This is a genomic window from Amycolatopsis sp. NPDC041971 (assembly GCF_055588925.1).
The window spans coordinates 45,955-62,182 of record NZ_JBVJCE010000022.1 but is presented as its reverse complement, the minus strand read 5'-3'; the positions used below and the strand labels follow the sequence as shown (position 1 = coordinate 62,182).

Below are 16,228 nucleotides of genomic sequence, written 5' to 3'. Positions count from 1 at the left end.
CGTGAGTGATCGAATCGTTGGCACGACCCGATCACTCACGAGATTTCTAGCGTTTCCCGTCGGTCCTGCGGGGCAGGCCCCACGGGTTGTTCTCCTGCAACGGTTCCGGCAGCAGCGCGTCGGGGAAGCCCTGCCAGGCGATCGGTCGCAGGAAGCGTTCGATCGCGGCGGTGCCGACCGAGGTACTGGTCGGCGCGGTGGTCGCCGGGTAGGGACCGCCGTGCTCCTGTGCCCAGGTGACCGTGACACCGGTCGGCCAGTCGTTCCACAGCAGGCGCCCGGCGACCCTGGTCAGCGACGGGAGGACCGGCCGGATCCAGTCCACATCGGACTCTTCGCCCTGGATGGTCGCGGTGAGTCCGGGTTCCATCACTCCGAGCAAGCTGATCAGTTCCGCTTGATCGGCGTAGGTGACGATCAGCGACGCCGGGCCGAAGCACTCCTCGCGGACGGCGTCGGCGTCGGACAGGAAGGCCTTGGCGGTGGTGGCGAGCAGGGTCGCGCCGTACGAGATCCCCTCCGTGCCACCGGATTCCGACAACACCTCGACACCGTCGACCTCGCTCAGCTTCGCCAGTCCTTCGGCGAAGCCGTCCGCGATGCGCTCGTTGAGCATCGGCTGCGCCGGGATCGCCGAGACGGCCTCGCGCAGGATGTCTTCGAGGCCGTGGCCCTCGGGCAGGAACAGCAGCCCCGGCTTGGTGCAGAACTGCCCCGCACCGAGGGTGAACGAACCCGCGTATCCCTTGGCGATCGCCTCGCCGCGCGCGTCGATCGCGGCCTGGGTGACGACGACCGGGTTGACGCTGCCGAGTTCGCCGTAGAAGGGGATCGGCGACGGCCGCGACGTCGCGATGTCGAACAGCGCGCGCCCACCCGGGACCGATCCGGTGAACGACGCCGCCTGGATCCTCGGATCCTTGAGCGCGGCGACACCGGTCTGCTGGCCGTAGACGACCGCGAAGATCCCGTCCGGCGCACCGGCCTCGACCAGGGCGGCACGCAGGACCTCGCCGGTGCGCGCGGACAGCTCCGGATGACCGGAGTGCGCCTTGAGCACGACCGGGCAACCGGCGGCCAGCGCCGACGCGGTGTCACCGCCCGCGACGCTGAACGCGAACGGGAAGTTGCTGGCGGCGAACACCAGCACCGGACCGATCGCGGTGAGCAGACGGCGAATGTCCGGCCGCGGCCCCATCGGCCACGTGGCGTCCGCGTGGTCGACGGTGGCGCCGAGGAACGAGCCGTCGGCCAGCACCTCGCCGAACAGGCGCAGCTGGAACGTCGTGCGCTTCAGCTCTCCCTGCAGGCGCGGTGAAGCCGGGAGATGCGTCTCCCGGTTGGCCAGCGCGATCAGCTCGTCGGCGGCCGCGTCGAGAGCGTCCGCCGCCGCGTTCAGCCATGCGGCGCGCTGGGGTGGGGTCGCGGCCGCCGCCGCGCCTGCCGCATCGGCGGCGGCCGCGAGGATCTGGTCGAGCGTGGCGGGATCCGTTGCCTGGCTCATGATTTCTTGCTTCTCCTAGTTCATTTGAGGCGCGCATTTGCTCACCACGAGTCCGTCACCTCTCGCCCGCGGTCGCGCGAGAGCCGAGTTCGTGTGCGGCGCTGACGGCGGCGATGAGATCCACCCAGCGTCCCGGGCCGGCGAGGCCGAGGTGGTACAGGTGCAGTTCGGTGGCACCCGCCTTGCCGAGTTCGCGGGTGTAGGCCTCGATGTCGGGCACCGGGCTCGCCGCCACCGCGGTGATGTAGCTGCCGACGGCGACCTTCTCCGGCAGTTTCGCCCGCGCCGTCGCGACCGCGCCCACGCTGGGGCGGCCCGGTGCCCAGTTCTGTAGCACCACGGCGTCGACGTCGTCCGGGGCCGACGGTGTCAGCCCCGGCAGCGCGCCGGTGACCCACGGGTCCATCGCGCCGTGGAGCACGATCCTGGTCCCGGAGGGGATCTTCGCGAGCACTTCACGCCGGAGCGCGTCGGTCGCCTTCTGCCGCGTGTCGAGCAGGACCTGCCGCAGCGTGGGCAGGATCTTGTCTTCGGTGGCACGGAGGTCGCCGCTGTCGAGCAGCCGCCGGACCTCGGCTCGCAACTTGCCCAGCGCTTTCGCCGGGTCCTGACCGGCCGCGGCCCAGGTGTCGAGGCAGTCGTCGCAGCAGCAGATCGACAGCAGCCGTGCCACCGCGGGCGACCAGACGCCGTCGGTCTTCTCGTGCTGGTGCTGGTGCACGGCGCCGAGGGGACCGCACGCCTCGAGGACGACCGTGGCGAAATCGAGCCCGGCGAGGCTCTCCGCGGTCAGGTTCGCGGCGTATTCGCGGACGGCGGGCTGGCCGGGGCACAGCGCCCACGGGTACCGCTCGCCGAAGCAGTTGCGCACGGTGAAATCCGGGAACTCCGTGCCCAGCTGGGAATTGTGGGTCAGCACGAGCCACGCCGCGGCCGGAATACCCGCCTCGTTCAGCGTCCGGACGGCGTCGCCCGCGCTGTCGCGGCTTTCGACCCAGTCCGGTTCGGCCGGCCTCAGCTCACCCCAGGCCTCCTCGCGCACCGGCCGGTACAGCGCCGCGTGGCGCGCGACGACCGAGGTGCGCTCGGGCGACCAGGGCGTCGCCGCGCGGGTGCTGTGGTACGACACGGCGACGGCGACCTCGTCGACGCCCAGTTCCCGTACGCGCTCGACGAACCCGGGATCGTCCACGACGTCCCAGGGGTAGGCGTATCCGGTGACCTTCACCCTGTCACCACCGTGCCGTGTTCGGCTCGAAGTTTCCGACGAACTTCCGCATATAGGTCACGTCATCCCGTTTGGTCTGTCCACTTCGGACATAGTCTTCATGGGCCCGCGCCAGCGCGTCGGGGTCGAGTTCGACCCCGAGCCCGGGCTTGTCGGGCACCGCGACCGCACCGTCGACGAACACCAGCGCACCCGGGGCGATGACGTCGGCCGTCTTCCACGGCCAGTGGGTGTCGCAGGCGTAGGTCAGGTGCGGCGTCGCCGCGGCCACGTGCACCATAGCGGCCAGACTGATCCCGAGATGACTGTTCGAGTGCATGGAAAGCCCCACGTCGAAGCATTCCGCCGTGGTGGACAGCGCCTGAGTGTCCCGAAGACCACCCCAGTAATGATGGTCCGAAAGTATTACGCCGACCGCTCGCTGCCGGAACGCGGGCTCGATGTCCGCGAAGCGCACCACGCACATGTTCGTGGCCAGTGGCATGTTCGCCTTCTCGGCGACCCGCGCCATGCCCTCGATGCCCGGCGTCGGGTCTTCGAGGTACTCCAGGACGCCTTCGAGTTCTCCGGCGACCCGGATGCCCGTTTCGACGGTCCACGCCGCGTTCGGGTCGATGCGCAGCGGGTGATCGGGGAACGCCTCGGCGAGCGCGCGGATCCCGGCCATCTCCTGGTCGGGGTCGAAGGCGCCGCCCTTGAGCTTGATGGACCCGAACCCGTATTCCTCCACCATCCGGCGCGCCTCGCCGACGAGCGCCTCCGGCGTGGTCACCTCGCCCCACGAGTCTTCCTCGGCGCCGAGGTGGGCGCCGAACTTGTAGAACAGGTAGGCGGAGAAGTCGACGGCGTCGCGTGCCTTGCCGCCGAGCAGGTCCACCACCGGCCTGCCGAGGTAGTGCCCCTGCGCGTCGAGCGCGGCCACCTCGAACAGCGAGTACACGCTGGCGACCGTCTTGCCGACGGAGAAACCACCGGTGAGCCCGTGCGCGTCGGCGAAGACGACCTCGCCCAGCGTCGTGGCGACCTTCCGGCGCAGGCCGGGCAGGTCGAACACGTCCTGTCCCTTGAGTTCCGGCAGCACCTTGCGGACCTGTTCGAGGAACGCGAGGTCACCGTAGGACTCGCCGAGGCCGACCACACCGTCCTCGCAGATCAGCTGGACGACGCCACGCAGCGCGAAGGGTTCGTGCACTCCCATGGCGTTGAGCAGCGGCGGGTCGGCGAAGGCGACCGGGGTCAGGACGACGTCGAGAACCTTCATCTTCAGGCACCGGCCTCGACGGATTTGAGGACGGCGAACCCGTCGTCGACGATCTTCTCCAGGCGGGCGATCTGGTCCGCGGTCGGCTCGACCAGTGGCGGCCGGACGGAGCCGACTTTGTCCCCGCGCAGCCGTGCGGCGGCCTTGACCAGCGACACGGCGAAGCCCTGTCCCTCGTCCCGCAGCGCCACCAGCGGAAGGTAGAACCCGGCGAGCAGCGCCTCCATGACCGCGTCGTCGTTCTCCGCGAGCGCGCGGTGGAAGCGGGCCGCGATCTCAGGGGCGAAGCAGTGCACGGCCGAGGAATACCGCGCCACACCGACCGCGGAGTAGGCGCGTGCGGAGACCTCCGCCGTGGGAAGACCGTTGAAGAACAGGAAATCCCGGGCCCGGTCGGTGCCGAGCGAGCGGATCGTGGTGATGATCCGGCTCATGAGTTCGACGTCGCCGAAGCCGTCCTTGATGCCGACGACCGACGGGATGCCGAGGAGGTCCACGGCCGAGCCGGGGGTGAAGACACCGGTCGAACGGTGGTACACGATCACCGGGATCGAGGACTCCCCGACGGCGTACCGGACGTGGTCGACCAGCCCGGAAGGCGGACCGGTGACCAGGTAGGGCGGCAGGAGGAGGACGCCGTCCGCGCCGCCCGCCTCAGCCGCCGCGATCCCGGCACGGGCCGTCGCCGCACCGCCGCCCGCCCCGACCCACACCGGCACCCGCCCGGCGACGACCTCACGAGCCTTACGCAGGATCGCCGCGTGCTCGTCCGGGGACAGCGAGCTGAATTCGCCCGTACCGCAGGCGACGAACAGCGCCCCGGCTCCGGCGGCCACGTGGCTCTCGACGGTTTCCGCGAACGCGTCGAGGTTGAGTTCCAGCCCCTCGGTGAAGGGGGTCAAGGGGAACGCCAGTAGGCCGTCGAGCTCGACTCGTGTTGACGAGTTCTCGGCGGGAGAACGTGCCTCGAACTTGGGCTGTGCCATGGATTTCTCTTTCGTTCTTTGTGGATGGTCCCGGGTTCGGGCCCGGTCAGGCGGGCACGGTGGTGCCGTCCTGCGACTTGCGGGGTAGGACGTCGTCGTCGCGGTCGATCGTGTCGATGATCTCGTCGGTGGAGGCCTTGCGTTCGGGCATGAGGTAGCCGAGCCCGATGAACAGCCCCAACGAGACCAGGATCGGGGTGGACACGGTGACCGCGAGGGTGGCGTTGTAGCCGTAATAAGCGATCGCGTAGGCGACGAGACCGCCCGCCCACGAGATCAGCGCCGCGCGGGAGCCGGAACCGCGGAACCACGGGAGCATGCCGAGCAGCAGCGGCACCGAGATCGGGCCCATCAGGGCGGCGACCCAGAGCACCACGATACCGAGCACACCACCGAGTTTGGGGGCCTGCGTGGCGACCGCCATGGTCAGCACGATGAAGATCGCGGTAGTGACGCGGGCGGCCAGCAGACCCTGCGCTTCGGTCCACCGCCGGGTCTTCTTGAACAGCACCGGCAGCATGTCGCGGGTGATGACCGCGGAGATCGCGTTCGCGTCGGACGACACCATCGCCATCGTGTGGGAGAAGATGCCGGCCAGCACCAGCCCGATCAGTCCCGGCGGCAGGAAGGTCGTCGTCATGATCGCGTAGGCGTTGTCCGGGTTCTCGATGTTCGGGATCAGCAGCGGTGCCGCGAACATCGGGAACATCATGAACACGGGCCACACCAGGTACAGGATCGAAGAGAGCCGCGCGCCCCGTCGTGCCGCGTGCGTATCCGGCGCGGCCATGTAGCGCTGCGCCAGGTTCCACATACCGCCGTTGTACTCCAGTGTCTTCACCAGCACGTAGACGAGTAGCACGACAGTGGTGAACTTCGACGTGGTCGGGTTGAGGTGGCTCGGCGGGAGGTCGCCCCACATGGTCCACAGACCGGAGACGCCGCCGAGTTTGCCCAGCACCACCCAGAGCATGGCGATGGCCGCGATGGCCTGGATCACGAACTGGCCGAAGTCGGTGAGCGCGTCGGCCCACAGACCGCCGACGGTGCAGTAGGCCAGCGTGACCGAGCCGGTGATGATGATGCCCCAGGTGTAGTCCACCCCGGCGAAGACGTTGAGGATGGTGGCGATCGCGAACCACTTAGCCGCGATGTCGAAGATCTTCAACAGGCTGCCGCTCCAGGCCAGCGCCTGCTGAGTGGGCACGTTGAAGCGTTTCGCCAGATACTCGAGCGGCGAGGCCACCCCCAGCTTCGACCGGAGCCTGTTCCAGCGTGCGGCGAACAGCCAGCTGCCGATACCGACGCCGATGCCGATACTGGCCATGCCCCAGAAGTAGACGGTGATCCCGCTCGTATAGGCCACGCCCGCGTAGGCGACGAACAGCACCGCGCTGTAGCCGGACATGTGATGTGAGATCCCGGTCAGCCACCAGGGCATCCGGCCTCCGGCGGTGAAGAAGTCCTTCACATCGTGGATCCGTTTGTGCGACCACCAGCCGATCACGACCATCAACGCGAAATACGCGCAGACCATCGCCCAGTCGAGTACGTGCACCGCTGACTCCTTTCCGCGTTCACGAAGGCCCAGCCCGACCTGTTCACATGCATGAACGGAGTCTGTTATAGTGATTATGTTCATCCATAAGAACGCTGTTCGGACGCTAATATGGCCGGAGTCACAAGTCAACGGCCGGATGGAGGAGCGCGGATGCCACCGCAGGAAGCCGCTGTCACCGTGGCGAACGGCGCGTCCGCCGCGCCCGAACCCGCCGGGGTCAAATCGGCCCGGCGGGCGATAGACCTCATCGAGGCCTTCGCCGCGAACGACGTCTGGCTTTCGTTGTCAGATCTCCACGCACGCACCGGTTTCCCCAGGTCGAGCCTGCACGGGCTGCTCCGCACCCTGCTCGAAGCAGGCTGGCTGGAGGTGGACACCAACACCGCCCGCTACCGTCTCGGCGTCCGCGCGCTGATCTGCGGAACGGCGTACCTGGACCGCGACCCGGTCGTCCCGTACGCGACCGAGGCACTGGAACGGATTCGGGAGAAGACCGGCTTCACCGCGCACTTCGCGCGCCGCGAAGGCACTGATGTCGTCTACCTGGAGACGCGCGAGTCCCGACACTCGACGCATCTCGTCTCCCGCGTCGGCCGCACCTTGCCCACCCACGCGACCGCGCTGGGGAAGGCGTTGCTGGCCGAACTGACGCACGACGAAATCGACGCGCTCCTGACCGGGGAGCTGTCGGCGCTGACCCCGAACACCATCACCACGGCCGAAGCACTGCACGCCGAATGCGCGAAGACCCGCGAACGCGGCTATGCGGCGGAAATCGAGGAAGGGAGCCTCGGCGTCCGGTGCGTCGCGGCCGTGATCCCGTACCGCATCCCCGGCACCGACGCGATCAGTTGCTCCATGCCGGTCACCGAAGTCACCGACGCCGACGCCCGGCGCGTCGGTGAACTCCTCGCCGAAATCACCGCGGAACTCGGCCAGCAACTGCGCCGCGCCGGCATCCGCTGACCGACCCGCACTTCTTCCACTGACAAGGGGCACCCATGGCAGACCAGCGCGTCCTGATCACCGGCTCGGCGGGCATCGTCGGCACCCTGATGCGGCCGCGGCTGCGCCGTTCCGGGCGGATACTGCGGCTGCTCGACCTGGCTTCGCAGCCCGAAGCCGAAGCGGGCGAGAGCGTCGAACTGATCACCGCCTCGGTGACCGACCCGGAGGCGATGGCTAAGGCGTGCGACGGCGTCGACGCGTTGATCCACCTCGGCGGGCACAGCCGTGAGAACTCGTGGGAAGCCACCCTCGACGTCAACATCAACGGCACCCACACCGTTCTCGAGGCCGCGCGGGCGGCCGGTGTGCCGCGCGTGATCCTCGCTTCCAGCAACCATTCCGTCGGCTTCCGCCGCAACGACGACGCGGGCGAAGACGGCCTCCCCGCCGACTCGTCGCCGCGGCCCGACACCTATTACGGCGTCAGCAAAGCGACCATCGAAGCGCTCGGCAGCCTGTACCACTCGCGGTTCGGCATGGACGTGATCGTCATCCGGATCGGCTCCTGCTTCGAAAACCCGCTCGTCCTCGGTCCGCGCGGCCTGACGACCTGGCTCTCCCCCGACGACGGCGCCCGCCTGTTCGAGGCCTGCCTGAGTTACCCCTCCCCCGGCTACCGGCTGATCTGGGGCGTCTCGGACAACACGCGCCGGGTCTACTCACTCGCCGAAGCCGAGGCGCTGGGCTACAAATCGCTCGACAACGCGGAGACCTACGCGGATCAGCTGGCGGACAAGCCCGCGCCGACCGGAGTGGCTGCGGAATACGTCGGCGGGCCGTTCTGCACCGCACCGCTGGGGGCGCACAACCCGCTCTGAGGCGAGACGGCCGCATCCCGGTGGGCGGCCGCTTTCACACCGTGCGTCGTGAGTGTGCTGAACGACTGGAGCGGTTCGCGGCGGGGTCGTGAGTGGCAAATAGGGTTAGAACACGAATCGCCACTCACGACCCCCTGTACCGACACCCCGCGTACCCCTGGCGCCATACCGGCAACAGTCCATAAAGGACACCATGGGCCGAGGTGCGCGAGCTGTCGTCACCGACAAAAAGGACGACCTGAGCCACCGGCTCGATCACGCCATATTCGTCCTACCACTCACGACCCTGCCCTGACAGTGAGACCCCGGCCGGCGTCAAAACGCCTCAAGACTCCGAGAGGAGGCTGGGATTCTCGGTCAGCCAGAGAACGCCGGCCGGGGGAAGCTGGAGGATCGCGGAGGCCGGCTGGCCGTGCCACGCCTCCTCCGTCGCCTCAACCTCGCCCAGGTTGCCCACATCCGAGCCACCGTAGGAACCCGCATCCGTGTTGAGCACCTCGCGCCAACGGCCCGCCGACGGCAGACCGACGCGGTAGTCGTGGTGCGGGGTCCCGGCGAAGTTCGCCACACACGCCAGACGTGAGCCGTCCTCGCCGATGCGCAGGAAGCTGAGCACGTTGCCGCCCGAGTCGTTGGCGTCGATCCAGGCGAACCCCTCCGGGGTGGTGTCCCGGCTGAACAGCGCCGGGGTCGAGCGATACAGCTCGTTCAGGGTGCGCACCAGCTCCCACACTCCTCTGTGCAGGGGCGCGTCCAGCAGATGCCAGTCGAGCGAACGTGATTCCGCCCATTCGGCGGCCTGGCCGAATTCGCCGCCCATGAACAGCAACTGCTTGCCGGGGTGCGCCCACATGAACGCCAGCAGCGAACGCAGTCCGGCCGCCTTGTTCCACTCGTCGCCGGGCATCCGGTCCCACAGCGATCCCTTGCCGTGCACCACTTCGTCGTGGGACAGCGGCAGCATGAAATTCTCGCTCCAGGCATAGGCGAGGGAGAACGTCATCTCGTTGTGGTGGTAGGCGCGGTGCACCGGCTCATGGGACAGATAACGCAGCGTGTCGTGCATCCAGCCCATGTTCCACTTGAAGCCGAAACCGAGCCCGCCAAGATGCGTGGGGCGCGTGACGCCCGGCCAGGCGGTGGACTCCTCGGCCACCATCACCACCCCGGGGTGTCGCTTGTAGACGGTGGCGTTCAACTCCTGAAGAAATCGTACGGCGTCCAGGTTTTCCCGACCACCGTATTGGTTGGGCAGCCACTCCCCATCCTTACGCGAGTAATCGAGGTAGAGCATCGACGCGACCGCGTCGACCCGAAGGCCGTCCAGGTGGAATTCGTCGAGCCAGTACAGCGCGTTGGCCACCAGGAAGTTGCGGACTTCGTTGCGGCCGAAGTCGAATACGAGGGTGCCCCAGTCCGGCTGTTCGCCGCGGCGCGGGTCCGCGTGTTCGTACAGCGGCGTGCCGTCGAACCGGGCGAGCGCCCAGCTGTCACGCGGGAAATGCGCCGGTACCCAGTCGACGAGCACGCCGATGCCCCGCCGGTGCAGATGGTCGACGAAGTACCGGAAGTCGTCCGGCGAACCGAACCGCGCGGTCGGCGCGTAGTACGAAGTGACCTGATAGCCCCAAGAGCCGCCGAAGGGGTGCTCCGACACCGGCAACAGCTCGACGTGTGTGAAGCCGGTCTCGACCAGGTAGTCGCCCAGCTGCTCGGCCAATTCACGATAGTCCAGGCCGGCGCGCCACGAGGCGAGGTGCACCTCGTAGACGCTCATCGGCGCCTTCGCCCAGTCGGTCGCCTCGCGCCGCGCGACCCATTCCTCGTCACCCCAGGTGTAGGCGGACGTGGTGACCACCGACGCCGTCGCCGGTGGTGTCTCGGTGGCGAACGCCATCGGGTCGGCCTTCTCGTGCCAAGTGCCGTCCTGGCCGAGGATGCGGAACTTGTAGCAGGTGCCCGGCTTGACGTCGGGCAGGAACAGCTCCCAGACACCGGACGAGCCGAGCGAGCGCATCGGCTGCGCGCGCCCGTCCCAGCCGTTGAAGTCACCGATCACGCGCACGCCTCGCGCGTTCGGCGCCCACACCGCGAACGACGTGCCCTCGACGACACCGTTCGGCGTCTCGTAGGAGTGCACCCGCGCTCCCAGCACCTCCCAGAGGCGCTCGTGCCTGCCTTCGCCGATCAAGTGCAGGTCCAGCTCCCCCACCGTCGGCAGCCAGCGGTACGGATCGTCCGTGACGACGGTGTGCCCGTCATAGTCGACCTCGAGCCGGTAGTCGCCGGGATGCTCGGGAACCGCGACGGCGAACAGCGCGTCGGCCACTCGCTCCATCGGGTATCGGTGGCCGCCGACGCACAGCGTGACGGCCTTCGCGCCGGGCCGCAGCGTCCGCACCGCGAACGCGGTGCCCGCCGAATGGGCGCCCAGCACCGAGTGCGGATTGTGGTGGGACCCGGCCAGGAGCCGGTCGATATCGGCGGCCGGCGGGGCGGCGTCGGGCAGGTCGTCCGGTGCGGCGTTCGAGTTCACGCTTCTCCTTGAGCGATGCGGGCGATCGAGGCGAGCGGCACGCCCAGCCAGTCCGGCCGGTTCGCGTACTCGTAGGCCACCTCGTAGATCGCCTTGTCCAGTTCGAAGGCCCGCAACAGTTCGTCTTGGTCGCCGGGGGACACCGACGTGTCTTCCCTCGCCACGGCGTAGCCCTTGTAGAAGGCGGCGCGGTTGCGTGCGGCCCACTCGGCTGCCTGCTGCGCCAGTTCCACGTCGTCCGGCTGCCCGACCAGCATCTGCTGAGCGGCGTAGTCGAACGAACGCAGCATGCCGGCGACGTCCCGCAGCGGCGAGCGGAGCGCCTGCCGCTCCTCGACCGGGGCGGCGGGCTCGCCTTCGAAGTCGATCAGCAACCAGCCGTTGACCGTCCTCAGCACCTGACCGAGATGCAGATCTCCGTGGATGTACTGCATCGGGACGGCGTCGGCGGATACCCCGCGCAGCCTCTCGAATGCCGTCCGCAGCATCGGGGCGTGCTCGGCCAGCTCCGGCACTTGCCCGACGACGGTCTCCAGCCGGGCGACCATCGCCCGCACGGTGCGTTCGAGTTCGGCGGCGTCGGCGGCCTCCGAACCGAGGGCCTTCGCCAAGTCCGCGTGCACCTCGGCGACCGCTCGGCCGAGCCGCTCGGCCTCACCGGCGAAATCGCCGCCGACCTCTTCGGCGTGCCGGTCCTGGCTCGCCATCAGGTCCCGGACGCTCGTGGTGGCCATCGCCCAGCCGTCGACGGCGTCGGGAATGAACCGCTGAAGCATCCCGACCGTGGTCGGCTCCCCGTCCAGCTCACCGGTGATCGAGCCCAGCGGCTGCGCGATGTGCTTGCTGCCGATCTTCTGCAGGGCGCGATGCAGCAGCAAGTCCTTGTTCTCGCCAGGGCTCAGCTTGCGGAACAATTTCAGGATGTACTGGCCGCCGTACACGAGCGATGTGTTGCTCTGTTCGGAAGTGATCGGCCGAGCCCGCAGCCCGGTGTCGAGCTCGATCCCGGCTTCGTGCTCGAACGACAGCGTTCCGACCTGACCGCCGCGGGCCATCAGGTCCAGCAGCACGCTGGTCAGGTCCGCGTCACCGGACGCCTCGTACGCGTTGAGCTCGCCGCCGGCGCCGATCCAGCTGGTGGAGGTGATCTCCGGCGGATGCGTGCGGCGTCCGACGAGCAGCTGGTAGGGCTCACGCCGCCCGTCCTGATCGACTTCGACGACCACGTGCAGCAACTGCGGGTCGCCCTCGACCAGCTCGGTCACGCCGAGCGGCCGGACGGCGGTCACGGGCCGGTCCTTGCCGGCGAACCAGCGCTGCTTCGGCAGCCAGTGCTTCAGATCAGTGGCCAGTTCTTCGACCAGCACACGGGGGTCGATCAAAAGGGTCTCACCTCGTTTCGCCTGCTTCTGCCGGGCTCTGCAGTTGAAACCAGTAGAAGCCATGTCCGGGCAAGGTCAGCAGATAAGGCAGCTCGCCGATGCTCGGGAACTGCACGCCGCCGGTCAGCTCCACCGGCGTGGCCCCGCGGTGCGCCGCGAGGTCCAGTTCCACCGGCTGCGGGAAGCGGGAGAGGTTGTTGACGCAGAGCACCACGTCCTCACCGCCGTCCGGCCGTTTCCAGTGCCGCTTGTAGGCCAGCACGCTGGGGTTGGACCCACCGAGGTCCAGGAACTCGCCCGCGGCGAAGGCGTGGTGCTGTTTGCGCACCTCGATCATCCGCCGGGTCCAGTTGAGCAGCGAAGAGGCGTTGTTCGACTGCGCCTCGACATTGAGTCCCTGGTAGCCGTAGACCGGGTCCATGATCACCGGCAGGTAGATCCGGCCCGGGTCGCAGGAGGAGAACCCGGCGTTCCGGTCCGGCGTCCACTGCATGGGTGTGCGCACCGCGTCGCGGTCGCCGAGCCAGATGTTGTCTCCCATGCCGATCTCGTCACCGTAGTACAGAACGGGCGAGCCCGGGAGGGAAAGCAGCATCGCGGTGAACAACTCCTGCTGGTTGCGGTCGTTGTCCAGCAGCGGGGCCAGCCTGCGGCGGATACCGATGTTGGCCTTCATCCGCGGGTCCTTGGCGTACTCCGCGTACATGTAGTCGCGCTCGTCGTCGGTGACCATCTCGAGGGTCAACTCGTCGTGGTTGCGCAGGAAGATCCCCCACTGCGTGCCGCTGGGGATCTCCGGGGTCTGGGCGAGGATCTCGGAGATCGGGAACCGTGACTCGCGGCGCACGGCCATGAAGATCCGCGGCATCAGCGGGAAGTGGAACGCCATATGACACTCGTCGCCGCCGGCCTCGGGGTCGCCGAAGTACTCGACGACGTCCGAAGGCCACTGGTTGGCCTCCGCCAGGAGGATCCGCCCGGGGTACTCGTCGTCGACGACCTTCCGGCAGCGCCGGAGGAACTCGTGCGTGCGCGGCAGGTTCTCGCAGTTGGTGCCCTCTTGTTCGAACAGATACGGCACCGCGTCGAGCCGAAATCCGTCGATGCCCAGGTCGAGCCAGAAGCGCAGGACGTCGATCATCGCTTCTTGGACGTCCGGGTTCTCGTAGTTCAGGTCGGGCTGGTGGGAGAAGAACCGATGCCAGTAGAACTGGCCGCGCACCGGGTCGTAGGTCCAGTTCGACGTCTCGGTGTCGACGAAGATGATCCGCGCGTCGGGATAGCGGGAGTCGTCGTCGCTCCAGACGTAGTAGTCACCGTACGGACCGTCGGGGTCGCTGTGGGATTGCTGGAACCAGGGATGCGCGTCCGAAGTGTGGTTGAGCACCAGGTCGGTGATCACCCGGATGCCGCGGCGGTGGGCCTCGTTGAGCAGGAACACGAAGTCCTCGACGGTGCCGAATTCCGGCAGCACCGCGCGGAAGTCGCTGATGTCGTAGCCACCGTCACGCAGCGGTGAGGCGTAGAACGGCGGCAGCCAGAGGCAGTCGACGCCCAGCCAGGCCAAGTAATCCAGCCGCTCGGCCAGGCCCCGCAGGTCGCCGGTGCCGTCCCCGTTCGAATCGGCGAACGCGCGCACCAGCACCTCGTAGAACACCGCGCCCTTGAACCATTCCGGGTCCGACGGCGCCTGTTGCGCCGCCCGGAAGTCGTCGGCTTGCGGTTCCACCAGCATGCCGTCGGCGGTCATCGCCTCACCAGTGTGCGGCACGTCCTCCAGCCTCAGCGCCACATCGGGCCCGGCCTCTTCCGCCATAGCTCCACCTCGTATCCGCAAGTCCGTCGATCCGCAAAATCAGTCGGGGGTACTACCGAATGTTCAAGTGGCCAAGCGGCGCCTGAGCGCCACGACGTGAGCCACCGCACGCCAGGGTTCGAGCCGGACGAAGTTGGCCTGGCCCCAGTCCCAGGTGTCACCGGTGACTTCGTCCTGCGCGATCAGCCGGTCGTGCGGCTCGAAACCGAGGGCGTCCATGTCGAAGTGGAGCGTGCCTTCTTGGGCCAGGTACGGATCGAGCGTGACGACGGTGACCACGGTGTCGCCGGTGGCCGGGTCCTGTTTGGAGTAGGCCAGGAGGGCGTCGTTGTCGATGTGGTGGAAGTACAGCGTGCGCATCTGCCGCAGCGCCGGGTGGGCACGGCGGATGACGTTCAGCTTGGTCAGCCACGGCTCCAGGGATCGCCCCTCGGCGAGCGCGCCTTCGAAATCGCGCGGACGTAGCTGGTACTTCTCCGAGTCCAAGTACTCTTCGCTGCCCTCGCGGACCGGAAGGTGCTCGAACAATTCATAGCCCGAGTAGACGCCCCAAGTCGGCGACAGCGTCGCGGCCAAGGCCGCCCGCAAGGCGAACATGCCCGGGCCACCGCGTTGTAACGACTCGTGAAGGATGTCCGGGGTGTTGACGAACAGGTTCGGCCTGCCCTCGTCCCAGTGCTGCCACAAGTCGACGCCGAAGTCGATGAGCTCCTGCTTGCCCGTCCGCCAGGTGAAGTAGGTGTAGCTCTGGGTGAATCCCAGCCGCGCCAGGCCCCACAGCCGCGCCGGGCGGGTGAACGCCTCGGCCAGGAACACGACGTCCGGGTCGACCTCCTTCACCGACCGGATCAGCCAGGCCCAGAAGTCCGGTGGCTTGGTGTGCGGGTTGTCGACGCGGAAGATCCGCACCCCGTGGTCGACCCAGTGCAGGACGACCCGCAACACCTCTTCGTAGATCGCCTTCGGGTCGTTGTCGAAGTTGATCGGGTAGATGTCTTGGTACTTCTTCGGCGGGTTCTCCGCATAGGCGATCGAACCGTCCGGGCGGGTGGTGAAAAACTCCGGATGCTTGAGCACCCAAGGGTGGTCGGGTGCGGCCTGCAGCGCGAGATCGAGAGCGACCTCCAGGCCGAGGTCGCCGGCGCGGGCGACGAAGGCGTCGAAGTCCTCCACCGTGCCCAGCTCCGGGTGGACCGCGTCGTGCCCGCCCTCGTCGGCGCCGATCGCCCATGGCGAGCCGACGTCGTCGGGACCCGCGTCAAGGGTGTTGTTGGGGCCCTTGCGGTTCACCCGCCCGATGGGGTGGATCGGCGGCAGGTAGACGACGTCGAAGCCCATCCGCGCGACGCGGTCGAGCTCGGCCGCGGCGGTGGTGAAGGTGCCGTGCACCGGCTTCCCGTGCTCGTCCATACCTCCGGTGGAGCGCGGGAAGAGCTCGTACCAGGCGCCATAGGCGGCGCGTTCACGGTCGACCCACAGCTTCATGGCCTTGCCCTTGGTGACCAGCTCACGCACGGGGAACTCGTGCATCAGCTGCCGCACCTCGGGCGAGAGTGCGGGCCCGATCCGCTCGAGCAAGGCGCGCTCGGTGTCCCGCAGCGCTGTCACCGCCCCGGTCAGCAGCGACCGTTCGGCGCGCCGGTCCGGACGACGGGAGAGGCGTTCGAGCAGCCGGGCACCGATCTCGAGGTCGTTGGCCAGTTCGTCGGGCCCCTGACCGGCGGCGACCTTCACCTCGACCGCATGCGTCCACGTCGCCCACGGATCGCTCCAGGCGTCGATGCGATAAGTCCACAGTCCCCGGGCGTCGGGCACGATCACGGCCGCGAAGCCGTCGGGGTGGTCGGCACCGCGCGGAGCCATCCGGGTCTGCCGGGTCAGCCGGTCGCCCGGTCCGCGCCAGGCGACGGTGGCGGCCACGGCGTCGTGTCCCTCCCGCCAAACCGTCGCGGTGACAGGAATGTGCTCTCCCACAACGGCTTTGGCCGGATACCGGCCGCAGCTCACGCAGGGGGAGACGTCGTCGATGCCGAGCCGGCCGGTCATGGGCAACGCCCCTCAGGTGTCGGGGGTGGATGAAGACAGGCACAGCCTGCCCGAGTCGATCAAGGGCCCTGACGCCAGGGCC

The 16,228-nt window shown here is 68.3% G+C and carries 11 protein-coding genes; 2 read left to right on the top strand and 9 right to left on the bottom strand.

Translation table 11 applies throughout. From position 1 onward, the window contains the following. Positions 1-46 precede the first annotated feature (46 nt). The 5 genes from ACZ6DT_RS34070 to ACZ6DT_RS34050 are packed head-to-tail and all read right to left on the bottom strand — an operon-like array spanning position 47 to position 6,537. Complete coding sequence (locus ACZ6DT_RS34070; protein ID WP_465603005.1) at positions 47-1,504, bottom strand: aldehyde dehydrogenase (NADP(+)); 1,458 nt, start codon at positions 1,502-1,504, stop codon at positions 47-49. Positions 1,505-1,559: 55 nt separating this feature from the next. Next, positions 1,560-2,732, bottom strand: a complete 1,173-nt coding sequence (locus tag ACZ6DT_RS34065; RefSeq protein ID WP_465603004.1) for a hypothetical protein — start codon at positions 2,730-2,732, stop codon at positions 1,560-1,562. 4 nt (positions 2,733-2,736) lie between these two features. After that, a complete protein-coding gene (locus ACZ6DT_RS34060) occupies positions 2,737-3,993 on the bottom strand; it encodes a glucarate dehydratase family protein (protein WP_465603002.1) in 1,257 nt (418 codons plus the stop codon). 2 nt (positions 3,994-3,995) lie between these two features. Further along, complete coding sequence (locus ACZ6DT_RS34055; RefSeq protein WP_465603000.1) at positions 3,996-4,979, bottom strand: 5-dehydro-4-deoxyglucarate dehydratase; 984 nt, start codon at positions 4,977-4,979, stop codon at positions 3,996-3,998. Positions 4,980-5,025: 46 nt separating this feature from the next. Then, on the bottom strand, positions 5,026-6,537 hold the full coding sequence (locus ACZ6DT_RS34050) for a sodium:solute symporter family protein (RefSeq protein WP_465602999.1): 1,512 nt from the start codon (positions 6,535-6,537) through the stop codon (positions 5,026-5,028). Positions 6,538-6,690: 153 nt separating this feature from the next. Here ACZ6DT_RS34050 and ACZ6DT_RS34045 point away from each other — a divergent pair, with 153 nt between their 5' ends. Then, complete coding sequence (locus tag ACZ6DT_RS34045; RefSeq protein WP_465602997.1) at positions 6,691-7,506, top strand: IclR family transcriptional regulator; 816 nt, start codon at positions 6,691-6,693, stop codon at positions 7,504-7,506. Between the two features lie 35 nt (positions 7,507-7,541). Then, complete coding sequence (locus ACZ6DT_RS34040; RefSeq protein ID WP_465602995.1) at positions 7,542-8,366, top strand: NAD-dependent epimerase/dehydratase family protein; 825 nt, start codon at positions 7,542-7,544, stop codon at positions 8,364-8,366. A gap of 325 nt (positions 8,367-8,691) precedes the next feature. Here the strand turns inward: ACZ6DT_RS34040 and glgB are convergent, their stop codons facing one another. From glgB to ACZ6DT_RS34020, 4 genes are all read right to left on the bottom strand, one after another. Beyond that, on the bottom strand, positions 8,692-10,902 hold the full coding sequence (glgB, locus tag ACZ6DT_RS34035) for a 1,4-alpha-glucan branching protein GlgB (protein WP_465602994.1): 2,211 nt from the start codon (positions 10,900-10,902) through the stop codon (positions 8,692-8,694). Further along, entirely contained in the window at positions 10,899-12,284 is a 1,386-nt protein-coding gene (locus ACZ6DT_RS34030) for a maltokinase N-terminal cap-like domain-containing protein (protein WP_465602992.1), read from the bottom strand. The genes glgB and ACZ6DT_RS34030 overlap by 4 nt, the downstream gene beginning before the upstream one ends. A 7-nt stretch (positions 12,285-12,291) precedes the next feature. Beyond that, positions 12,292-14,100, bottom strand: coding sequence for a maltose alpha-D-glucosyltransferase (gene treS / locus ACZ6DT_RS34025; RefSeq protein WP_465602991.1), 1,809 nt, complete (start codon positions 14,098-14,100; stop codon positions 12,292-12,294). Positions 14,101-14,163: 63 nt separating this feature from the next. Next, on the bottom strand, positions 14,164-16,146 hold the full coding sequence (locus tag ACZ6DT_RS34020) for a maltotransferase domain-containing protein (protein WP_465602990.1): 1,983 nt from the start codon (positions 16,144-16,146) through the stop codon (positions 14,164-14,166). Positions 16,147-16,228 lie beyond the last annotated feature (82 nt).